Genomic DNA, 19,867 nt, shown 5'->3' on the forward strand with positions numbered 1-19,867 from the left:
ACCATATGAAGAGTAATGTAGGATCTAAATTAAAAGAACATGCCATCTGGATTGTATTAGTAGTCCTTGTTATTGGATTTACGGTGGCAAACCCAAGATTTGTAAACCCAAGCAATATATTTACACTGCTTCGTCAGGTGGCTGTATTTGGTATTGCTTCCATCGGTATGACATTTGTTATTTTGCTGGCTGACATCGACCTTTCTATCGGTTCGATCATGTCTTTTGTAAATGTTGTCTGTGCTTACCTGATGGTAAATGCCGGAGTAAACTGGATTCTGGCAACACTGATTACTTTAGTACTCTCTACTTTGGTAGGTGTACTGAACGGTTTTATGGTATCCACTATCGGCATCCCGGCCCTGATTGCGACCTTTGCGACACAGACCGCCTTTTCGGGATTGACGTATATCATTTGTGATGGTATGCCGATCTATGGATTTACAGAATCTTTCAATGTATTTGGCCAGTGGTATGTAGGACCTGTTCCGGTTCCTGTTATTATCATGATTATCTGCTTCATAGTAGGAGCTTTTATCCTGAACAAGACCTATTTCGGCCGTTATTTCTATGCGGTTGGAGGTAACCCGGAGGCAGCGAAGCTTTCCGGTATCCGTGTAGGAAGAGTAAAATATCTTGTATTTGCACTTTCCGGATTTTTCTCAGGACTGGCAGGTATCGTGCTTCTGTCCCGTACAGCTTCCGGTGCCCCGAATGCAGGAACAGGCTATGAATTTAAAGTAATCACCTGTGTTGTACTTGGTGGTGTGTCCGTAGCCGGTGGTTCCGGTAGAATGTCAGGCGTTGTGGCCGGTACATTTATCATCGGAGCGCTCCAGAACGGTATGGTTCTTATGAACATCGACAGCTATACACAGAACATCGTTATGGGTATTGTGCTGGCACTTGCAGTTGGATTTGACTGTATCCAGAATAAAAAGCAAGCAAACTAAATTCCATATAGGCCAAGAAAATCCCGGCAATGTTATATTGCTGGGATTTTCTGACAATATGATGTTTTTGCCGGAGGAGTTGCTTTCTCCAGAGGAACAAAAGTTGACTTTTAGTGTGCAGAATAGTAGTATTAAATTGTATATTTTTGAACATTGAGAGGTTAAAATTTTGAAAAAGAGTCAGTTGATATATCATTATATAAGGGAGCAGCAAGCTGTCTCGAAACAGGACATTGTTGTGGGGCTGAAGCTCAGCCTTCCTACAATTACCCATAATCTTCAATATCTTGAAGAGTTGCATCTGATTGATACATCCGATAAAATCCGAAATACCGGCGGAAGGAATGCAACAGCTTACTCTTACGTGAAAAATGCAAGGGCAGCTATTGGTCTCTATTTGACAGCGCATCATATTAATTGTGTATCAGTGGATCTCTCGGGGGATGTGATCCAGATGATTCGGAGGAAGCGTGATTTTAATCTGGATGATGATGGATATTTGCAGGAAATCGGCGTGATCGTCGAGGAGGTAAAAAGAAAATCTAAAATAAAAGACAAAGATTTTCTGGGGGTTGGCATATCAGTTCCCGGCCTGGTCTCGCAGGATGGAGAAATTGTCACGTATGGAATGACCCTGAATTTCGGCGGAAGAACAAGGGAAGGAATTGCCAAATATATTCCCTACAGAAATAAGCTGTTTCACGATTCGATTGCAGCAGGGTATGCAGAGGTGTGGAAAGAGCAGGATATACAGAATGCCTTCTACTTAAGTCTCAGTAACAGTGTGGGAGGAGCAGCGCTGTTTGACAAAAAGATTTATGAAGGAAACAGCCAGAAGGGCGGAGAAGTGGGCCATATGACAGTTGTGCCGGAAGGAGGGGAACAGTGTTACTGTGGCCGTAAGGGGTGTTTCGATACCGTGTGTCGTTCTACGCTTCTGGATCAGTATACAGATGGAAACCTGGAACGGTTCTTTGGACTTCTGGATGCCGGAGATGCAGAGGCAGTTAGATTGTGGGATAAATATTTGGACAATTTGTCGTTGGGAATCCACAATCTTCGGATGTTGTTTGACTCTGATATTATTCTGGGCGGATATGTAGGAGCTTATATTGAGAAATATATGGAAGATCTCTGCGACAGGATAGATACGAGAAATCCGTTCGGGGATCCGGCCAGGGAATATCTTGTTCCTTGCAAATATAAAGTGGAAGCGGCAGCTGCCGGAGCAGCGATCCATTTTATTGATGAATTTTTTGAAAGTATTTGATAAAAAATTAACTGGGGACGTAACAAAGTTTAACTTTGTTACGTCCCCAGTTGCGTTTATCCCCGGGTAAAATTGCAGACACCCCCGGGCAAAACTGCGCTTTGCCAAAATTGCGTTGACAACAAATTGGTATTATAATACAATACCAATAGGAAGAGGAGGTCGGATTATGAGCTATTATATGGGAGTTGATATCGGAACATCCAGCGTGAAGTCCATGTTGATCAGTGGTGATGGGAATGTGGCCGGAACGGAGCAGGTTGGATACAATATCATAAAGGAGAGGCTTTCCTGGGCGGAACAGGACATGGAAGAACTTTGGCAGGCTGCACGCCAGACGATTGCAGCTTTGGTGAAACGTTTTCCCGGGGAAGCGGCACAGATTAGCTGTATCAGCTATTCGGGACAGATGCATGGCCTGGTTATGGTAGATGACAGGGGAAAACTGATCCGCAATGCAATTATCTGGGCGGATCAAAGATCAGGAGATGAAATCTCTGAAATTTATAAAGTGATCGGAAAAGATAATTACAGAAATGTTATCTTAAATTCGTTAAGTACAGGGTTCCTTGCCTCCTCCCTTATGTGGGTGAAAGAGCATGAGCCGGAAAATTACGAAAAAACCAGATATGTAATGTTTCCCAAAGATTATATCCGTTATCGGATGTGCGGCGAGATCGGAACGGAAATGTCTGACGCTTCCAGCGGAGCAATTTTTGATACAAAAAAGCGTCAGTGGGCCTGGGACCTTATTGAGAAGCTGGGACTGAAAAAAGAGATTTTCCCGGAAAGTCATGAATCCTGTGATATTGCAGGGCAGGTATCCGGGGAATGCGAGGAACAGACAGGATTGAAAGCAGGGACGCTGATCGCATATGGCGGCGGCGATACTTTGATGATGGGCGTTGGAAACGGAATCATTGTTCCGGGAATCCTGGCTTCCAATATCGGCACGGCCTGTCAGATATCCGGCGCTTTTGACCATCCGGTCTATGATCCTAAGTTTCGCACGAATACATTTTGTCATGTAAAAAAAGATCTGTGGCTTTTGATGGGGGCGCACCTAAGCGGCGGGGTTGCTTTGAAATGGCTGATGAATCAGATGCTGGAAATGAAATCTTACGATGATATGACCGCTTTAGCCGGAACGGTCCCAGCGGGAAGCGAAGGTCTTGTGTTTCTTCCGTATTTGAGTGGAGAAAGAACACCTTATAATGATCCGGAGGCAAAAGGAATTTATTTTGGTATGACTTTGAAGCATACAAAGGCTCATATGATAAGAAGTACAATGGAAGGGATTGTGTTCGGACTTCGCAGTTCATTGGAAATTTTTAAAGGCCTCGGTATTTCGTACCAAAAAATTATTGCGTCAGGAGGGGGAGCGAGAAGCCGTCTCTTTCTTCAGATGCAGGCGGATATTCTGAATGGGCCGATCTTTACCAATGAAAATAATGAACAGGCCTGTGTGGGAGCCGCCATTACAGCGGCTGTGGCAGCAGGAGAATATCGAAGCTGTGAAGAAGCCTGCAGCCGTCTGGTGAAGTTGAGCGAAACGACGGTAGAGCCAGACCGGGAGAATCAGAAATATTATGAGGAGCAGTTTGCCATTTACCGGGAGTTATACGGACATAATCAGGATCTGTTCCACAAAAATGTGAGAGGATAAGCCATGAAAATTTTTCAGAAAGGGTTTAATTATTCCCAGGATGGCGACGGGAACAGGCTTGTTTACCATCTGCAGGGCTGCAATATGAAATGTCCCTGGTGCGCCAATCCGGAGGGGATGAAGGTAGAAGGCGTGATCGTGTCAGATGAGGAATGGCTTCTTGAATCTATTTGCCCTCACCATGCCATTAACGGAAAGACGGTAGACAGGACCATTTGCCAAAGCTGCAGCCGGAAGGAATGTGTGACAGAGCACAATACAAAAGGAATGTATCTTTCCTATGAAGAGGAAACAGTAGGGGAAATCCTGGAGGAAGCAAGAAATAACGCTATGATGTTCTATGATGGCGGCGGGGTGACATTTACAGGAGGAGAGGCCACCGTACAGTTTGAAGAGCTGAAAGAAGCGCTTACAGGATTGAAAGAGTCAGGAATACACACGGCATTGGAGACAAATGGAGCACATCCGAGGCTGGAAGAGCTGCTGGGATGTGTCGGTCAGCTTATTATGGACTGCAAGCTCTGTGATCCTAAGAAGCACAAAGAATATACCGGGCTTTCCAATGAGACTGTCCTTGCCAATATAAGGAAAGCAGCGAAGATCCATCCAAGCCTGCATGTGAGAGTACCGCTGATCGGAGGGGTCAATGACGGCCAGGAAGACCAGGAGGCATTTCTTTCATTTTTCCGTGAGATAGGCGGCAGCAATGTGACATTTGAAGTGCTGGCCTATCATGAATTTGGAAAAAAGAAATGGGAAGAATGCGGATGGAAATACCAGATGACAGAAAAAGCCAGAGTGAATGAAAATACCCTGAGGCAGTTCCGGGAACGGATCAAAGAAGCAGAATGTAATTATAAGCGTACATAATTTTTTGAATTGAAAGAAATTGATGGTGGAAAAAGCGGCAGAAAGGAGTGGTTGAAATGAAAATTGAAACCATATTAAATGCAGAGGAAATTACAAAGCTGGCAAAAGAAAGATTTCAGGAAGAAAGAGCAACGGATCATCTGGAAGGATGGTTTCTTGCCAAAGAAATTATGCGGGAATGTGATGAGAGATTTTCAGGAGAAGAAGATTGCATCCGCATTGCGAAAACCCTGGTGGAAGTAGCGGAAAGGCTTCCGCTCTGGATCAGTGATTACCATGTGTTTGCGGGAACTCAGGATGATGCCTTTGCCAGGTCCTACGCCCTTATCAATCCGGCGTTTTCGGTGGATTCCTTCAGCGGCTACTGCGATCCGGTGGCGGTTTTCGGGGATATTGATCCCATCGGAGATATTACGCAGGAGAGGATCGACGATCTGAAGCAATATAATGAAAAGACGAAGTTTGCAAAAGCGCTGTGCAGCGCCTATGATATTGCAGGTGACAATACAAGCGAGGCGATTTATTTTATCGAACAGGTAACAGGACATCTCATTCCGGATATGAGAGACGTCCTGAAGGATGGTGTGAAAGGACTGAAAGAGAGGATCGGGGTTCAAAGGGAAGCGGAACAGAATCCAAAGAAACGCTCCTACTATGAGGCGATGGATATTTCTCTGGACGCCGTTCTTGTAATTGCCCGAAGATATGCAGATCTGGCAGAAGAGAAAGCGGCAGCGAGTGAAGGAAAGGATAAAGAACGGTTTCGGCTTATGGCGGATACGCTGCGCAAAGTGCCTGAAAACGGAGCGGAAAATCTCTATGAGGCTATTCAGTCATTTATTTTGATGTGGCAGGTAATGTGTCTGGAGCAAACCCCCAATCCCTACGCATTTTCTGTAGGAAATGCAGACCGGATTTTTGAACCGTACCGTAAGATGGAAGATACGGACCGGGATATGGCGGCGGCCCTTTTAAAACACCTTCTCGTATTCTATAATGTGGCAGACCGAAGCTGGGCGATTTCCCAGAATCTGATCATCGGAGGAAAATCAGGCGCGGGTGAAGATATGACAAATCCAACTTCCTATGCCCTTTTGGATGCCTACTATGACATGAATCTTCCGCAGCCTATCCTGTCTGTAAAGCTCCATAAAAATACACCGAAGGAGCTGTATGAAAGTCTGGGAAGATTCCTGTTTACGCCGGGCTGCCTGACCCCCTCCTTCTTTAATGACGATTCTGTATTTGAGATATTAAAAAATAGAAACCATGTGGACCCCGCAGATCTGGAAGACTATTCTGTAGCCGGATGCCAGGAACCTTTGATCATGGGGAAGGATAACGGAAACACAACAAACAGCTGGCTGAATATGGCTAAAGTGCTGGAGTTGTCTTTGAATGACGGCGTTTCCACGATATCCGGCAAAAAGTTCGGAAAAGGCCGGGAGGAATTCGGATATCATACCGACCAGGAAGTACTGGAAAATATTCGTGAAATCTTTTATAATAACCTTCAGGAATATACCGATGAGATGGTAAAATGCGCAAACGCAGCTTCGGAGGCAATTTCTATTCTGCAAGTTCCCTTTCTCTCCACTTTGATGGGCGGTATTGAAACGGGCGTGGATGTCCGTGATACAAAAGAGCAGGGAACAAAATATAATGGAAGCGGATGTCTGATCCACGGTCTTTCTGTTGCGGCGGATTCCTTTATCGCTATTGATACTTTGCTTCGGGAAAGACCACAGGATGCCGGGAGAATGTTGGAGGCTCTTCGGACCAATTTTGAGAATGACCCGGAGATGCATCAGTATCTGATGAAAGCAAAAAAATATGGAAACAATATCGGCATTGTAGATGATGAGGCGGCGGATATTGCTTCCAGAGTCAGCGATATGGTGACAGCCGAAAAAAATTATCTGGGCAATCCTTTCCGGGCAGACTGGGCTTCCCCGTCCACACATCTTCTGTATGGATACTGGGTGGGCGCAACGCCGGACGGCAGAAAGGCAAGGGAACAGCTGGGATACGGCATTGATCCGCTGTACGGAGAGGCTCATTCCGGCCTTGGATTCCGGGTAATGTCCAACATGAAGCTTCCGTTTGAGAAGATGAACGGAGGATGCGCTTCTCACCTGGGGATTAATCCAGGCTACTTCCAAGCGGAAACTTTTGAGGAAAAAGGTGTGGAATTTCAGAAGAAGATCATGAATCCATTGTTTTACAATCCACAGAAGGAAGGCGTTTCACCATTCTATCTCTATGTCAATGTGACAACGCCGGAAATGCTGCGAAAAGTATTAGCCGAGCCGAAAAAATATGCGCCAAGCGGCGTTTATATTATGAGGATCCATGGAACTTTTGTAAATTTCCTTGATCTGTCTCCGGATATTCAGGAAGATATCATCAAGAGGCTGGATATGGAGTCCACCCGTTTATAGAAAAGGATATGATATATTATGGACAGCGAAAATCTCTATCAGAAAGTGAAAAATAAAATATGTGATGAAATATTTGCCGGCCACTATAAAGATGGAGATATGCTTCCGTCAGAACGTGAATTGGAGAAGGTTCTGGATGTCAGCCGGGTCACAGTGCGAAGATCCCTGCAGATGCTGGAGGAAGATCGCCTTATTGTCCGGGAAGTGGGAAGGGGAACAAAAGTGACTTTCCATAACAGCGGCAACCCGGCGGATCTGGATATGATCGTCCTGGTGGCTCCGGCCAGAAATCCCTTTTTCTCGGAATTTATCGGACGATTTCAAGCATATGCTGAGACAAAAGGTACTCTGGTGCTCTATGTAGAGAAGCCAAAAAGCGAAGGTCTGGAAAAAAGCCTTTACCGGCTTTATAAAAGAGGACTTCGTAATGCGGTAGTCTGGCTGGAAGATTTGCAAGTAGATCGCAAGAAGCTTCAAAGGCTCCGTGCCATTGGCATGAATCTTGTGTTTTTTGATTCTGACAGAGGACTTCCTTATGCGGACTGTGTGGCTCTCAACAACGAACGTGCAGTAAGTACATTGTACCAGGCTCTTAAAGAAGCGGGATATAAGAGGATTATATATGTAGGATGGGATATGACAGAGATATACAGTATTCGGATGCGTGAGGAAGCCTATCGGACATATGCCGGAGAGCATGGAATCGTATTAAGGATCCCATGGAAGAAAGAAGAAGAAGGACGGAAGATCATTGAAAGCGCTCTGAAGGGCAGTATCGGAGAGAGGGAGGGAAAAGAAACGGCAGTGCTCTGCTGTGACAGGGAATGCGGTATCCTTGTTACAGAGATCGCTGCAGGAGAAAAGCCGGAGCTTGCAGTGGCTTCCGTGGATAAACTGCCGTCTCCGCCTTTGGGAACGATCATGTACCGCCAGGATATGAAAAAGACAGTAGAACAGATTTTTACATCTCTTGAGAGGCAGTGTGCCCCCGGAGGCACATGGGAGCCTGCCATGTATCTGGTAGAAGGGCAGATGATACAGGAAATATAGGAGATGCCGGATAGATCATATTGGCAGAAACAAAAAGAGGATTCCTCATATGTATGGAGAATCCTCTTTTTGCAGGTACGCCCGGCGGCGCACAGTTTTTATAACCCTTTTTTATAACGCTTTCCCAATTCATGGGCGGTCTTAACTACTGCCTTTACTTTTGCGGCATCCATATAGAATGGTTCTCTGGTCCATTCGGTTTCCTGCGGGTTGGCGCTGATGATATCAAAATTTTCTTCTGTAGGTGCAATTCCCATATCATCCAGAGTGACAGGAAGCCCTACACTTAAATTGAACCGGATGACTTCTTCTATCAGTTTCATATCTTCATTTTCTGCAAGCAGCTGACAGATGACGCCGAAGGCAACTTTTTCTCCGTGGAGCGCCTTATCTCCGCCGGGAACAGCTGTGATTCCATTGCACACAACATGGGAAGCGGCACAGCCCACATTCTCAAACCCGAGTCCGCTCATCAGAGTGTTTGCCTCGATGACTGCATCCAGAGCATCCGTAACAACATGAAGTTCATTGGCAATCTTAGCCCTGACGCCAAATTCGCGGATGGTACGATAACACTCCTCGGCAATGGCGGCGGCAGTCCGGGTACGCATGTAAGAGCCGGATTCTCCACAGATATAGTTGGGCTGATTGGTGCGGATACTTGTGCGCCCTTCAAAGACGGTAGCCAGGGCATCACCCATACCGGATACAAGGAAACGTACCGGGGCGTCTGCAATGATCTGGCTGTCTACAAGTACAAGATCCGGATTTTTGATGTAATAGTAGACATCATCGTGTTCATGTGCGTCATTGTAGATGATGGACATGGCGCTTGTGGGCGCGTCTGTAGAAGCGCTTGTAGGGATAATCACAAGGGGAAGGGACAGCCTGGAAGCTACGGCTTTGGCGGTATCCAGTGCTTTTCCTCCGCCGATTCCGATGATGACATCCGGGGAAAAGCCACTGGCCTCGTCAGATGCTTTTTCAATAAGCTCTTTTGTAATCTCGGTCTGATACAAAAAACTCAAGAAAGCCCCTCCGGCATTCTCGTAGAGAGTGTTCAGCCTTTCTGTAAATGATTTGTAGAAAAATTCATCAATGACAGCAAAAGCCCTTTTTCCGAATTTTTCTGTGTGGATTGCCAGGCGGTCAAGTTCTCCGGCTCCCTGGATATAGCGGCCTGGTGAACCCCAGGCATAAGAAGTAAGCGGCAGCATAAGCAGACCCTCCTTTTAGAAAAAATAGTTTTCTGTTGAATAAAAAAAGATGTCCGAATACAAGCTCCGAACATCTTTTTTATTGAAATTAAGCATTCTCTGGCAGTTTATCCTTTGCAACTTTAGAAAGAATGAAAGTAAAGACTACACAGAGGAGTGCCATTACAATGGCATAGATCCAAGTCATGTTGAATCCGGTATGTCCATAGCTGTCCATCCAGCCGCCGACGATTGTGTACATGAATACGTCCGGCAGGTATCCAAGTGCAGATGCGATACCGGAAACACGTCCGCTTAAACGAAGCGGGATACCGGCATCATCATGGATAGCAAAGTACTGGCTTCTTACGGCATAGATGAAGAACAGGCCGAAGAAGAAGTTGAAAATGATCAGTCCCAGAAGTCCTTCCTGAACCGGGATTAAAATGTAGAACAGGAAGGAAAGAGCCATACCAATAGATCCGATGATAACAACTTTGCCTCGGGAAAGTTTATCAGCAGCAAAACCTGCCACGATACCGCCAACACCCTGGATCAGGTAACGAACACCGCCGAGAGTTGCAGCTGTTGCAGCAGACATTCCGAAGAACTGCTGTGCATATGTAGTAGCGTAGCTTACAAGACCATATACGCTGTAAGCAGTGAAAACGATAGCAACCAGCACCCATACTCGAGGAAGGAGAAGAGTTTTGAACATTTCTTTTACAACTGTTCCTACAGGCTCGGATTGTTCTTCACGTTTTGTATCTTCGATAAAGATAAAGTTTAAAATACCAATGATGATATCAACGATAGCGCACACTTTGATTGCTGCAGAAGCGCCTGCGATCTCATCTGTAAACTGTGCAAATACCCATGCCATTCCAAATACAACGGCGGCATTCAAAATACCTCTAAGTCCTTCCTGAAGACCGAACAGACGTCCCTGTTCTTCCTCTCCGCCCAGCATACGAGTCGCTTTAATGCAGGCTGACCAGTATGTAATAATAGAAGTGATTCCCATCAGGACGAAGATCAGACGTCCGATTGCAAAGCTTGGGAAGGTAGAGAACCAAAGTCCCAGAGCTCCGGTAGCGATAAAGGAAAATGTAAGCAGCTTTCTTGCTGAAAACTTATCTGCGATCATACCGCCGATAAAATAAGATAAAGTTGCCATTGTTGCATATCCCGAAGACAGAAGACCCATCTGGGCATTGCTAAGTCCCATAGCGTTCTGAATCGGTACATAGAAAGTTTCACGAATGTAAGGAAGCTGGAAGATGATACCAGCTCCGGCCGCCAGAAGAAGCAGCGTGCCGTATTTTTTGATAAAAGCCTTGTCCATAAGTATTCCTCCAAAAAACTATACAATTAATAATAATGAAACAGCGCCAGTTCCCGTGCTGCAGTCACAGGTTCTGACAGAAAAGAAACAAAAAAGAGAAAAGTAATGCCTTGCAGCGTTACTTCTCTCTTCACTCTTGTAACTATCCTAAAGCATAAAAGATTTGTGTAAAAATGTCAATCGCAAAAGGAAATAAAAAAGAAAATTAGGTATAATTCATAAAAAAGGGAGTCCAAAAATATGTAATATGTACAATTGACAACCTGTAGATCAGGATTTATACTAAAGGCAGTTACCAGAAGAGCTTAGGAGAGAACAGTAACAGGAAAGGCGGATATACCGCTTTTATACTAGTTGCTTTTCTCTTTTTTTATTATGCTGTTGTGCGCAGACAGCGCTCTTTTGGTCAAAAAAGAAAAACTCTCATATTTAAAGACAGACGAAAAGAAAAAGTAGTTAAGAAATAGGAGGAAGAAACATCATGGCTATTATTTCAAGGGAGAAAATTGTAGAGGGATTAGTAGAAATCCTCGGTAAAGAGCGTGTCATTACTGACGAACAGGTATTAAAAGAAAGCAGTCTCGACAGATACAGAAAGTATGAGCAGGTATTCGAAGTATATACACAGCCGATTCCGGCAGCAGTTGTATATGTAACAAGCACAGAGGAAGTTTCCAAAGTTCTTTCATTTGCAAATGACAATGAGATCAACATTGTGCCGAGAACCGGACATTCCGCTATCGAGGGAGGATTAGAGACAGCTCTTAAAGACTCCGTTGTTGTAGATGGTTCTATGATGAATAAAGTACTGAAAGTAGATACATACAACATGCAGGTAACATGCCAGTGTGGTGTTCCGCTTCAGGATCTGGACGATATGCTTCGTGAGCAGGGATACACAACAGGACATTCTCCGCAGTCCAAACCTCTTGCACAGATCGGCGGTCTTGTTGCAACAAGAAGTATCGGACAGTTCTCTACACTTTATGGCGGAATCGAAGATATGATCGTTGGTATGGAAGCTGTGTTCCCGAATGGAAAGATCTGCAGAATCAAAAACGTTCCAAGACGTGCGGCAGGTCCGGATATCAGACATATCATCTGTGGAAACGAAGGAGCTCTTTGCTTTATCACAGAAGTAACACTGAAGCTCTTCAAATGGCAGCCGGAAAACAACAGATACATTGCATACAAGCTGGATGATGAGCAGATGAAGCTTGGATTTGACTGCCTGCGTGAAGTTATGGTAGCAGGTTACAAACCTTCTTTTGCACGTCTGTACGATGCAGCAGATGCACAGCAGCACTTCAGCGCATGGCTGGAAGAAGGAAAAGCAATCCTTATCTGGATGGCAGAAGGACCGGAAAATATTACACCGGCTATTGAAGCGGGTATCCGTGATCTGATGAGCAAACATCCGGAACTGGAAGAAGTAGATCCTAAGCTTATTGAAAAATGGTACGGTGGACTGAACTGGGGACCAGAGCAGATTGCTGAAGAAAAAGAAGAAATCAAAGCAACAAAGAACATTGGTATTACAACAGAGGTTTCCGGAAGCTGGGATAATATCTATGATATTTACAAAACAGCATGTGACAGAATCCTTGCAGAAGTTCCGGATATGACTTTGATGGGAGGACATTCTTCACATAGCTATATCAACGGAACAAATATGTACTTTGTATACTACTACAACGTTGTAGACTGTGCTCCGGAAGAAGAGATCAACAAATATCATGACAGAATCAATCAGATCATCTGCGAGCAGGTTATCAAATACGGCGGATCCATTGTTCATCACCATGGACTTGGAAAAGCAAGAGCTCACTATGTAACTGAAGAATACGGATCATCTTACTATATGCTGAAGACACTGAAGCAGGCATTTGATCCAAATGGTATTATGAACATGGGAACACTGATTCCTTTAAGAAAATAAGATTAAGATTATGAAAATATTGGGTTGCTTTAAAGTGGTTCCCGATCTGGATCTGGTGGCAGAGGAAGATTGGGAGTTAGAAGGACAGCTCCATGTGGATACTAGCTATGTCAAGCCAATATGGAACTGTTTTGATGAGAGCGCTCTGGAAATGATGTTAAAGCTTTCTGATTTGTCAGGAAGCTTTAACATCGTTTTTGAATTAAGTGCGCTGACAATTGGAAAAGAGAAAGACGAGTCGTTTTTGAAGACGCTTTATGCTCTGGGGTATGCCCATGCAGTGCGTATTATGCAGGAAGAGCCGGAAAATTTTGCCCCTGAAAGTCTTGCGGGAGCGATTGCGGGATATCTCAAAAAATACGCCATGCAGGATGTGGTTGTTATGGGTGGACAAAGTTCAGTAGGGAGCAATATGAAGACGCCATATCTTCTGGCAGAGCTGCTTGGATGGCCTTGTTTTACTCAAGTTACCTCTATGGAGCCGGTAGATGATAACTGTCTTAAGATTACCTGTAAAACAGACGGCGGAAGCGTTATCCGTACGGTAAAAACTCCCTGTGTACTTGTTGTGGGAAATGCAGAGAATACCTATCTTCGTGTACCGACTCTGAAGGATAAAATGAAGCTTGGCAAAAAGCCGATCGAGAGGCTGACTATAGAGGAAGTAAATGAAGAAATTCCGATGGAATCAGCGAAGCTTGTCTCACTGGAAAATGTGGAAAGAAAAAGAGATACAAAATGGATCGAAGGAGCGACTCCCCAGGAGAAGGCGGAGAAGCTTTTTGAATCATATCTGAAGGAAAGGCTGGAAAAACTATGAGATATCATCTGGTTATCAACGGATTCCTGTCAGAAATACAGGCGCAGATGGAAGAAATGTGCGGCTTTGCAAAAGGGCTTCCCGATGAAATAGAAGAAGGGGAAGCTTTGGTTATATTAAAAACAGGTGAAAAAATATTGGATGGCATACCGGCGTCAGAGGCCAGGGTGCTTTATATGGAAACATATACGCCGGTAAATGCTTTGGATGTTTTGTGCGGGTGGATGACGTCAGAAGATCTGTATATCTTTGGAAGCGATCCATCGGATATTGAATTGGCAGTGCGGTGCGGAGCAAGGAAAAAAGGGAGCTCCCTTGCAGCAGTGGGAAAGATCACAGTCGCTGACGGAGGCCTTCAGGCTTCCAAGATGGTGTATGCCAATCATCTGAAAGCGGCCTTTTTGATGCAGACCGGCCCCTACTGCATTTCTCTTGAGAGAGGAATGGATAAGGCGAAGAAGGATTCAGGAGACATCGCAGTTACAGAAGAAGCGAATGTCGGAAAGCCGGATTTTATCCTGGAAGAAGAATTTATTCCGGAAGAAAAGGAAAAGGGACTGGAGCAGGCAAAGGTTGTGATCGCCGCAGGAAGAGGATGCGGAAGCAAAGAAAATGTAAAAAGGCTGGAACAGACGGCAGAGAGTCTGGGAGGAGTTCTGGGAGTGAGCAGACCGGCTGCCATGAATGCCTGGGAGCCTATGGACAGGCTTATCGGCGTATCCGGAGCCATGCTTGCACCGGAGATCTGTTTTGCGGTAGGGGCATCCGGTGCGGCGGCATTTTATGCAGGCATTGAAAAGAGTAAATTTATTGTTGCTGTAAACCGGGACGAAAGAGCGCCGATCATGAAGCAGGCTGATGTGGCGATCGCGGATGACTTTCTTCCGGTCATGAAACGGATAGAAGAACTTTCAGAAAATTTGAAAAGACAGTAAAATAGGAGGAAAAGATGAGCGTCACAATTTTTCCTATGGAGGAACAGTATAAAGAATATCTGATTGACGAGTCCAAATTCACAGGAAACGCCGACAGCATTTCTTTTCCGGAAACGGAAAGCGAGATACGGGAAGTGCTGGAACATTTGGGCAAAGATGTGAAAATTACGATTCAGGGGGGGAAGACCGGAATCACCGGAGCGGCAGTTCCGGAAGAAGGCCATATCCTGAATTTGTCCCACATGAACAAGGTAAAGGATGGAGAGGTACATTCGGATGGCACGGCTTCTGTGACCGTAGAACCTGGGATTACCCTCATGGATCTGAAAAAAGAAATAGACAGCATGTTCCGCAAGACACCGGTATTCTGGCCGCCGGATCCAACAGAGACTTCGGCGACAGTCGGCGGTGTGGCGGCGGAAAATGCAGAAGGAATCTGCAGGATTTTATATGGACCGGCAAGAGACTACATTGAAAAAATCCGTGTCCTTTATCCGGACGGTACTGTTCAGGAGATAGGATGGGGCGAAAAAATCGTGCTGGCATCCGGAAAAGAAATGGAAAAGATGGATACGGTTCTTGGCAAAGAAGGAATTACAGGGATTATTACGGAACTGACTTTAAAACTTCTTCCCAAACCGGAAAGTCTGTGGGGAATTGCATTTTTCTTCCGTGATACCGGAGAAGCCGGGCAGTTTGTGGACAGCCTTAAGGAGGAGCTTCCGTCTTGTGAAACTGCAGCTGTGGCGGCGGTAGAATACATTGATCGTAAGACCATGGACCTGATCGAGGAGAGAAAGCCTTCCATGTCAAAGATCAAGGAACTGCCGGATATTGAACAGGAGATCACAGATATGGTCTATCTGGAGATCCAGGGGCAGGAGGAAGGCATTGAAGAGATTGCGGAATGCCTGATGGAAAAAGCGGCAGAATGCGGAAGCGATCCTGATGAAGCCTGGGCAGTGTCCGGTGAGGCAGAGATCGAGAAAATGCATGCGTTTCGCCATGCGGCGGCCGAGACAGCCAATCTTTTCATTGAAGGGGTCAGACGAACAAATAAAGAGATTACGAAGCTGGGCACGGATATGGCGGTGGCAGACGCCGGTTTTTCGGAAATTCTGAAAAAGAGCAGGGAGGATATCGCGAAAAGCGGTCTTTCAGCCTGTATTTTCGGACATGCCATGGAAAATCATCTGCACATTAATCTTCTTCCGGAAAATAAGGAAGAGTATGAAGAGGGGATCCGTCTTTTGTCCCGGTGGGCAAAGGAGACGAGCACCCATGGTAAAGTGATCGGGGAACATGGAATCGGGAAATTGAAAAAGAAAATATTGGGAGATTCAGTTCCGGGAGATTATCTTGAAGTCTGCCGGGAGCTGAAACAACAATATGACAGTGTATACAGACTGAATCCGGGAAATATCATTGAAACAGAGGAGTAAAAGCGTTGAAGATAGCAGTGTGTATGAAACAGGTTCCCAGGACGACAGAAGGGAACATGGATAAAAAGACAGGTGTGCTGATCCGCGCCGGGCTGGAAGCGGTAGTAAATGTCTATGACCTGGCGGCGTTGGAAGCAGCACTTCAAATACGGGAGCAAAGCGGCGGAGAGATCCATGTTTATACGATGGGTCCTGCTAAAGCGGAGGAGGCCATAAGAACGGCCTTTGCCATGGGAGCAGACGAGGGATTCCTCATCACTGACAGCGCTTTTGCAGGCGCGGATGTCCTGGCAACTTCCTACACGCTGATGCAGGCAATACAAAAAGAGGGCGGTTACGATCTGATCTTATGCGGAAAGCAGACAACAGACGGCGATACGGCGCAGGTCAGCGGAGCCCTTGCGAAATGGTTGGATCTTGTCCATTTAAATTGGGTGACAGAGATCCATACAGATGGAAGCAGCGATCTGAAAGTGACATATCTTATGGAAGGAAGAGACATTGAGGCCAGAACAAAACTGCCATGTCTTTTATCAGTGGAGAAGGACAGCTTTATTCCCAGGATGCCTTCTTTAAAACTGAAGATCAGCGGAAGAAAAAAAGAAATCCATCACCTTGCTCTTGCAGATTTTGCAGATCAGGACACATCCCATTATGGTCTGAACGGATCGGCTACACGAGTGAAGCGGATTTTCCCGCCGGCAAGAACGAAGCGGCAGGAGCTTCAGATCATGGAAAAAGAACAGGCAGTCGGATATATTATGGACATTATAGACGGCTGGGATTGGAGGGGACAGTCATGATGCTGAGGAAAAGCCTTAAGGAGGAACAGAACCAGTGGACGGGGATTCTCGTCTATGTGGAATGTTATAAGGGAAAAGTAATGCCGGTCAGCCTGGAGCTTATCGGTGAGGCCAGACGACTTGCTGCAAAAGCCGGAGGAAAAGTTTACGGAGTGGCAATTGGGGAGAAGCCGGAAGAAATAAGGGAAGAGCTGAAGGACAGTTTTCTGGATGAGGCTTATCTCTGGGAGGCGTCCGATGAGTATCTTCCGATCGCCTATGAGCGGATCATGACAGAGTGTATCAATACTATTCGCCCATCGGTTGTATTGATCGGGGGAACCAGGGAAGGAAGGGCGCTTGCGCCGCGGATCGCCGTGGAGTTTCGGACAGGGCTCACTGCGGACTGTACTTCTCTTGAAATAGATGACGATGGAAATCTCATGCAGACAAGGCCGGCATTTGGTGGCAATATTATGGCAGAGATCCTTACAAAAGACCGCCGCCCGCAGCTTGCTACAGTGAGACCGGGAGTCATGCCGAAAAGACCGGGAATACCGGGAAAGCATACCGTATTTTATATGAAAAAGTGGGACGGGCCGGATGAGACTGTGACAATAGAGGCAGTAAAAGAACAGAGTCAGGATGATAGTATTGCAGGTCAGAAAATATTGGTAGCGGCAGGGCGAGGAGTAAAAAAGAAAGAAGATCTGGAAATGCTCCGTGAGCTGGCACATCTTCTGGGAGGTGAGCTTGCCTGCAGCAGGGCTCTGGTAGAAAAGGGATGGATGAGCCCCTCCAGACAGATCGGACTTTCGGGAAGCACTGTTTCCCCGGATTATCTCATTACATGCGGTGTGTCGGGAACGGTTCAGTTTATGGCCGGTATGAAAACTGCAAAAAATATCATTGCCATCAATTCGGATCCGGACGCAAGAATCTTTGAAATCGCTCATTATCCGGTGTGTGCCGACCTGTATGAGGTAGTGCCGGATCTGATCGAGCGTTTGAAAGAAGGGAGATGACAGATCTGAAATTTCGATATCGGTTAAGTGAGGAGGACTGGATAGAAGCGCTGCTCTGTCTGGATTACAGGCGGTCGGGGAAATTTCGCCAGATTAACATATGGATATTGAGCATTTTGGGAGCAGCAGCGCTGATCGCTTATATAAGGTCTCCGGACAGATTCTTTTTGTTTTTGTTTCTTGCAGTCATCATTCTTCTTGATTTTTATATGGCATATGGAATGGATTTCCTGAGAAACCGGAAAGCCAGGAAATTGGCTTCCATGCAAGGGGAATATGAAATAGAAATCAGTGACAGGCAGATCGTATATAGAGAGGGACAAGCAAAGATTAAATATTCCGGTGCGAAAATAAAATGGTTCCGGTCAGATCATGTCTATGTTTTAAAGATAGAAAGAGAGCTTTTTGTACTCCCAAGAAGGATTCTGGGAACACAGCAGGCGGAGCGTCTGGAAACCATTTTTAAAAATACAAACGTACCCATGATAGAGATACGAGTGGAAAGGAGAGAGAGCATATGGGAACGGAAGAAAAAACAGTAAAAACAGTTGACTTGAAATTAAGAAAAGGGGTCTTTTTTCCGCCATGGATTTTACTGGCCGCTATGGTCGTAGTCAGCCTGACAAACGGAGACGCATTTCTTGCAGGCCTTAATGCGGTAACAAGCTGGGTTCTGGATAATTTTGCCTGGGCATTTAACCTGACGGCGCTTGGCAGTGTAATTACTGTGATCGTTATCTGGTTTTCTCCTCTTGGCAAGGTAAGGATCGGAGGCAGCAAAGCCAGACCGATGATGAAGTACATGGATCTTGTGTGGATCACCCTGTGTACGATCATTGCAGCCGGAATCCTGTTCTGGGCATGTGCGGAGCCGATGTATCACTTATATACACCGGCAGTAGCGGCAGGTGTGGAATCCGGAAGCGCAGACGCGGCAGTATTTGCCATGGAAACTATGTATCTGGAATGGACGATTACGCCCTGTGCTATTTATGTTATTGCAACACTTACGTTTGCCTTTGTATATTATAATATGAACCAGTCCTTCTCCCTTGGATCGGCATTGGTTCCGGCATTTGGGGTGAAGGCAAAGAAATTCGGCGGCATTGTGGATGTTATCTGTCTTTTTTCACTTGTTGCCGGTATGGCGGCGTCTATCGGGACAAGCGTTATGTCTATTGGCGGCGGAGTGGAAAGCGTTTTCGGGATAGAAAGCGGTCCGGCTTCCTGGCTGGTGATCGCCGCATTGATTATGATCACTTTTATTATTTCCAGTGTATCAGGTATCATGAACGGAATCCGTATCCTGTCATCCCTTAACGCGAAAGTGTACTTTGTATTCCTGATCATCATTTTCCTGTTTGGGCCGACGGCATATATGCTGAATGTATCCGTAGAGTCCCTGGGAGCCTTCCTGAAAGATTTTGTTCATCTGAACCTGATGAACGGAGCGGTACATGGAGACAGCTGGGCAAAGAGCTGGCCGGTATTCTACTGGTGTAACTGGCTTGCATGGACCCCTATCACAGGAGTGTTCCTTGGAAAAATCTTAAGGGGATATACCGTCCGCGACGCGATCAAGTGTAACTTTGTTATTCCGGCTGCGTTCAGCATGATCTGGATAGCGCTGTTTTCCTCCGCTTCCCTTTACTATGAGTTCAGCGGACAGGGATTAAATGAAACCATGCTGGAGAGTGGACCGGAGTCTGTTGTGTACAGCGTATTTTCACAGCTTCCGTTGTCAGTAATTATCGCTGTGTTCTACGTGTTCATCATTTTTATTTCTATTGTAACAGGCTCGGATACCAATACGAATGCCATGGCAGGACTGTGTACGCATGGTATCACTCCGGATCAGGAAGAGGCGCCGTCCTGGCTGAAAATCGTCTGGGGAGTTACTCTTGGAGCGGTAACCTACATCCTGATTGCCTTTGCAGGAATTGATGGTATCAAGGCGGCCTCCAACCTGGGAGGATTTCCTAATATGTTCCTTGTGCTCATCATGATATTCGGGCTTTTGAAGATCAGCGTAAATCCGAAGAAGTATGATGTACATAAGGAAGACTATGACAGCAACGGCAGACCGATCGAATCACCCAGGCTGCCTGTGGAGGAAAAAGAAGAGGGATAGAT

Annotated in this window: 16 protein-coding genes; 14 read left to right on the forward strand and 2 right to left on the reverse strand. The window is 45.8% G+C overall.

Annotated elements, in window-relative coordinates:
* The first annotated feature begins 5 nt into the window (after positions 1 to 5).
* From R2J37_RS02775 to R2J37_RS02800, 6 genes are all read left to right on the forward strand, one after another.
* Positions 6 to 953 (forward strand): ABC transporter permease, encoded by a 948-nt coding sequence (locus tag R2J37_RS02775; protein ID WP_230107181.1) that lies wholly within the window; start codon positions 6 to 8, stop codon positions 951 to 953.
* Positions 954 to 1,122: 169 nt separating this feature from the next.
* Positions 1,123 to 2,223 (forward strand): ROK family protein, encoded by a 1,101-nt coding sequence (locus R2J37_RS02780; protein WP_256194122.1) that lies wholly within the window; start codon positions 1,123 to 1,125, stop codon positions 2,221 to 2,223.
* 169 nt (positions 2,224 to 2,392) lie between these two features.
* Positions 2,393 to 3,889, forward strand: a complete 1,497-nt coding sequence (gene xylB, locus R2J37_RS02785) for a xylulokinase (protein WP_230107179.1) — start codon at positions 2,393 to 2,395, stop codon at positions 3,887 to 3,889.
* Between the two features lie 3 nt (positions 3,890 to 3,892).
* The gene (locus tag R2J37_RS02790) at positions 3,893 to 4,759 is read left to right on the forward strand and encodes a glycyl-radical enzyme activating protein (RefSeq protein ID WP_316266170.1); all 867 of its coding nucleotides are present in this window, start codon (positions 3,893 to 3,895) and stop codon (positions 4,757 to 4,759) included.
* A gap of 56 nt (positions 4,760 to 4,815) precedes the next feature.
* A complete protein-coding gene (locus tag R2J37_RS02795) occupies positions 4,816 to 7,200 on the forward strand; it encodes a pyruvate formate lyase family protein (RefSeq protein WP_316266171.1) in 2,385 nt (794 codons plus the stop codon).
* 18 nt (positions 7,201 to 7,218) lie between these two features.
* Positions 7,219 to 8,250, forward strand: coding sequence for a GntR family transcriptional regulator (locus tag R2J37_RS02800; protein ID WP_230107176.1), 1,032 nt, complete (start codon positions 7,219 to 7,221; stop codon positions 8,248 to 8,250).
* A gap of 98 nt (positions 8,251 to 8,348) precedes the next feature.
* Here R2J37_RS02800 and R2J37_RS02805 read toward each other — a convergent pair whose 3' ends face one another.
* Both R2J37_RS02805 and R2J37_RS02810 read right to left on the reverse strand, forming a co-directional pair.
* Positions 8,349 to 9,467: a glycerol dehydrogenase gene (locus R2J37_RS02805; RefSeq protein ID WP_316266172.1), complete on the reverse strand. Its 1,119-nt coding sequence runs from the start codon at positions 9,465 to 9,467 to the stop codon at positions 8,349 to 8,351.
* Positions 9,468 to 9,555: 88 nt separating this feature from the next.
* Entirely contained in the window at positions 9,556 to 10,791 is a 1,236-nt protein-coding gene (locus tag R2J37_RS02810; protein WP_256194134.1) for an MFS transporter, read from the reverse strand.
* A gap of 481 nt (positions 10,792 to 11,272) precedes the next feature.
* On the opposite strand from R2J37_RS02810, the gene R2J37_RS02815 reads away from it, so the two are divergent.
* The 8 genes from R2J37_RS02815 to R2J37_RS02850 are packed head-to-tail and all read left to right on the forward strand — an operon-like array spanning position 11,273 to position 19,865.
* Complete coding sequence (locus tag R2J37_RS02815) at positions 11,273 to 12,730, forward strand: FAD-binding oxidoreductase (protein ID WP_256194136.1); 1,458 nt, start codon at positions 11,273 to 11,275, stop codon at positions 12,728 to 12,730.
* A gap of 10 nt (positions 12,731 to 12,740) precedes the next feature.
* Positions 12,741 to 13,550, forward strand: a complete 810-nt coding sequence (locus R2J37_RS02820) for an electron transfer flavoprotein subunit beta/FixA family protein (protein WP_256194138.1) — start codon at positions 12,741 to 12,743, stop codon at positions 13,548 to 13,550.
* Entirely contained in the window at positions 13,547 to 14,485 is a 939-nt protein-coding gene (locus R2J37_RS02825; protein WP_256194140.1) for an electron transfer flavoprotein subunit alpha/FixB family protein, read from the forward strand. Before R2J37_RS02820 ends, R2J37_RS02825 begins: the two co-directional genes overlap by 4 nt.
* Positions 14,486 to 14,499: 14 nt before the next feature.
* Positions 14,500 to 15,927 carry an FAD-binding oxidoreductase gene (locus tag R2J37_RS02830; protein WP_316266173.1) on the forward strand — a complete coding sequence of 476 codons (1,428 nt, stop codon included), beginning with the start codon at positions 14,500 to 14,502 and terminating at the stop codon, positions 15,925 to 15,927.
* A 5-nt stretch (positions 15,928 to 15,932) separates the two neighbouring features.
* Entirely contained in the window at positions 15,933 to 16,730 is a 798-nt protein-coding gene (locus R2J37_RS02835; protein WP_256194153.1) for an electron transfer flavoprotein subunit beta/FixA family protein, read from the forward strand.
* Positions 16,727 to 17,734, forward strand: a complete 1,008-nt coding sequence (locus R2J37_RS02840) for an electron transfer flavoprotein subunit alpha/FixB family protein (RefSeq protein WP_316266174.1) — start codon at positions 16,727 to 16,729, stop codon at positions 17,732 to 17,734. Before R2J37_RS02835 ends, R2J37_RS02840 begins: the two co-directional genes overlap by 4 nt.
* The gene (locus R2J37_RS02845) at positions 17,731 to 18,276 is read left to right on the forward strand and encodes a hypothetical protein (protein WP_316266175.1); all 546 of its coding nucleotides are present in this window, start codon (positions 17,731 to 17,733) and stop codon (positions 18,274 to 18,276) included. The genes R2J37_RS02840 and R2J37_RS02845 overlap by 4 nt, the downstream gene beginning before the upstream one ends.
* Positions 18,252 to 19,865 (forward strand): BCCT family transporter, encoded by a 1,614-nt coding sequence (locus R2J37_RS02850; RefSeq protein ID WP_316266176.1) that lies wholly within the window; start codon positions 18,252 to 18,254, stop codon positions 19,863 to 19,865. Before R2J37_RS02845 ends, R2J37_RS02850 begins: the two co-directional genes overlap by 25 nt.
* Positions 19,866 to 19,867 lie beyond the last annotated feature (2 nt).

It is taken from the genome of Claveliimonas bilis (assembly GCF_030296775.1).
In the GTDB taxonomy this organism is placed as follows: Bacteria; Bacillota; Clostridia; order Lachnospirales; family Lachnospiraceae; genus Claveliimonas; species Claveliimonas bilis.

Excerpts from the sequence above, each read along its gene's own strand:
- R2J37_RS02775 (WP_230107181.1), top strand. The coding sequence starts at position 6 with ATGAAGAGTAATGTAGGATCTAAATTAAAAGAACATGCCATCTGGATT.
- xylB (WP_230107179.1), top strand. The coding sequence starts at position 2,393 with ATGAGCTATTATATGGGAGTTGATATCGGAACATCCAGCGTGAAGTCC.
- R2J37_RS02790 (WP_316266170.1), top strand. The coding sequence starts at position 3,893 with ATGAAAATTTTTCAGAAAGGGTTTAATTATTCCCAGGATGGCGACGGG.
- R2J37_RS02795 (WP_316266171.1), top strand. The coding sequence starts at position 4,816 with ATGAAAATTGAAACCATATTAAATGCAGAGGAAATTACAAAGCTGGCA.
- R2J37_RS02800 (WP_230107176.1), top strand. The coding sequence starts at position 7,219 with ATGGACAGCGAAAATCTCTATCAGAAAGTGAAAAATAAAATATGTGAT.
- R2J37_RS02805 (WP_316266172.1), bottom strand. The coding sequence starts at position 9,467 with ATGCTGCCGCTTACTTCTTATGCCTGGGGTTCACCAGGCCGCTATATC.
- R2J37_RS02810 (WP_256194134.1), bottom strand. The coding sequence starts at position 10,791 with ATGGACAAGGCTTTTATCAAAAAATACGGCACGCTGCTTCTTCTGGCG.
- R2J37_RS02815 (WP_256194136.1), top strand. The coding sequence starts at position 11,273 with ATGGCTATTATTTCAAGGGAGAAAATTGTAGAGGGATTAGTAGAAATC.
- R2J37_RS02820 (WP_256194138.1), top strand. The coding sequence starts at position 12,741 with ATGAAAATATTGGGTTGCTTTAAAGTGGTTCCCGATCTGGATCTGGTG.
- R2J37_RS02825 (WP_256194140.1), top strand. The coding sequence starts at position 13,547 with ATGAGATATCATCTGGTTATCAACGGATTCCTGTCAGAAATACAGGCG.
- R2J37_RS02830 (WP_316266173.1), top strand. The coding sequence starts at position 14,500 with ATGAGCGTCACAATTTTTCCTATGGAGGAACAGTATAAAGAATATCTG.
- R2J37_RS02840 (WP_316266174.1), top strand. The coding sequence starts at position 16,727 with ATGATGCTGAGGAAAAGCCTTAAGGAGGAACAGAACCAGTGGACGGGG.
- R2J37_RS02845 (WP_316266175.1), top strand. The coding sequence starts at position 17,731 with ATGACAGATCTGAAATTTCGATATCGGTTAAGTGAGGAGGACTGGATA.
- R2J37_RS02850 (WP_316266176.1), top strand. The coding sequence starts at position 18,252 with ATGGGAACGGAAGAAAAAACAGTAAAAACAGTTGACTTGAAATTAAGA.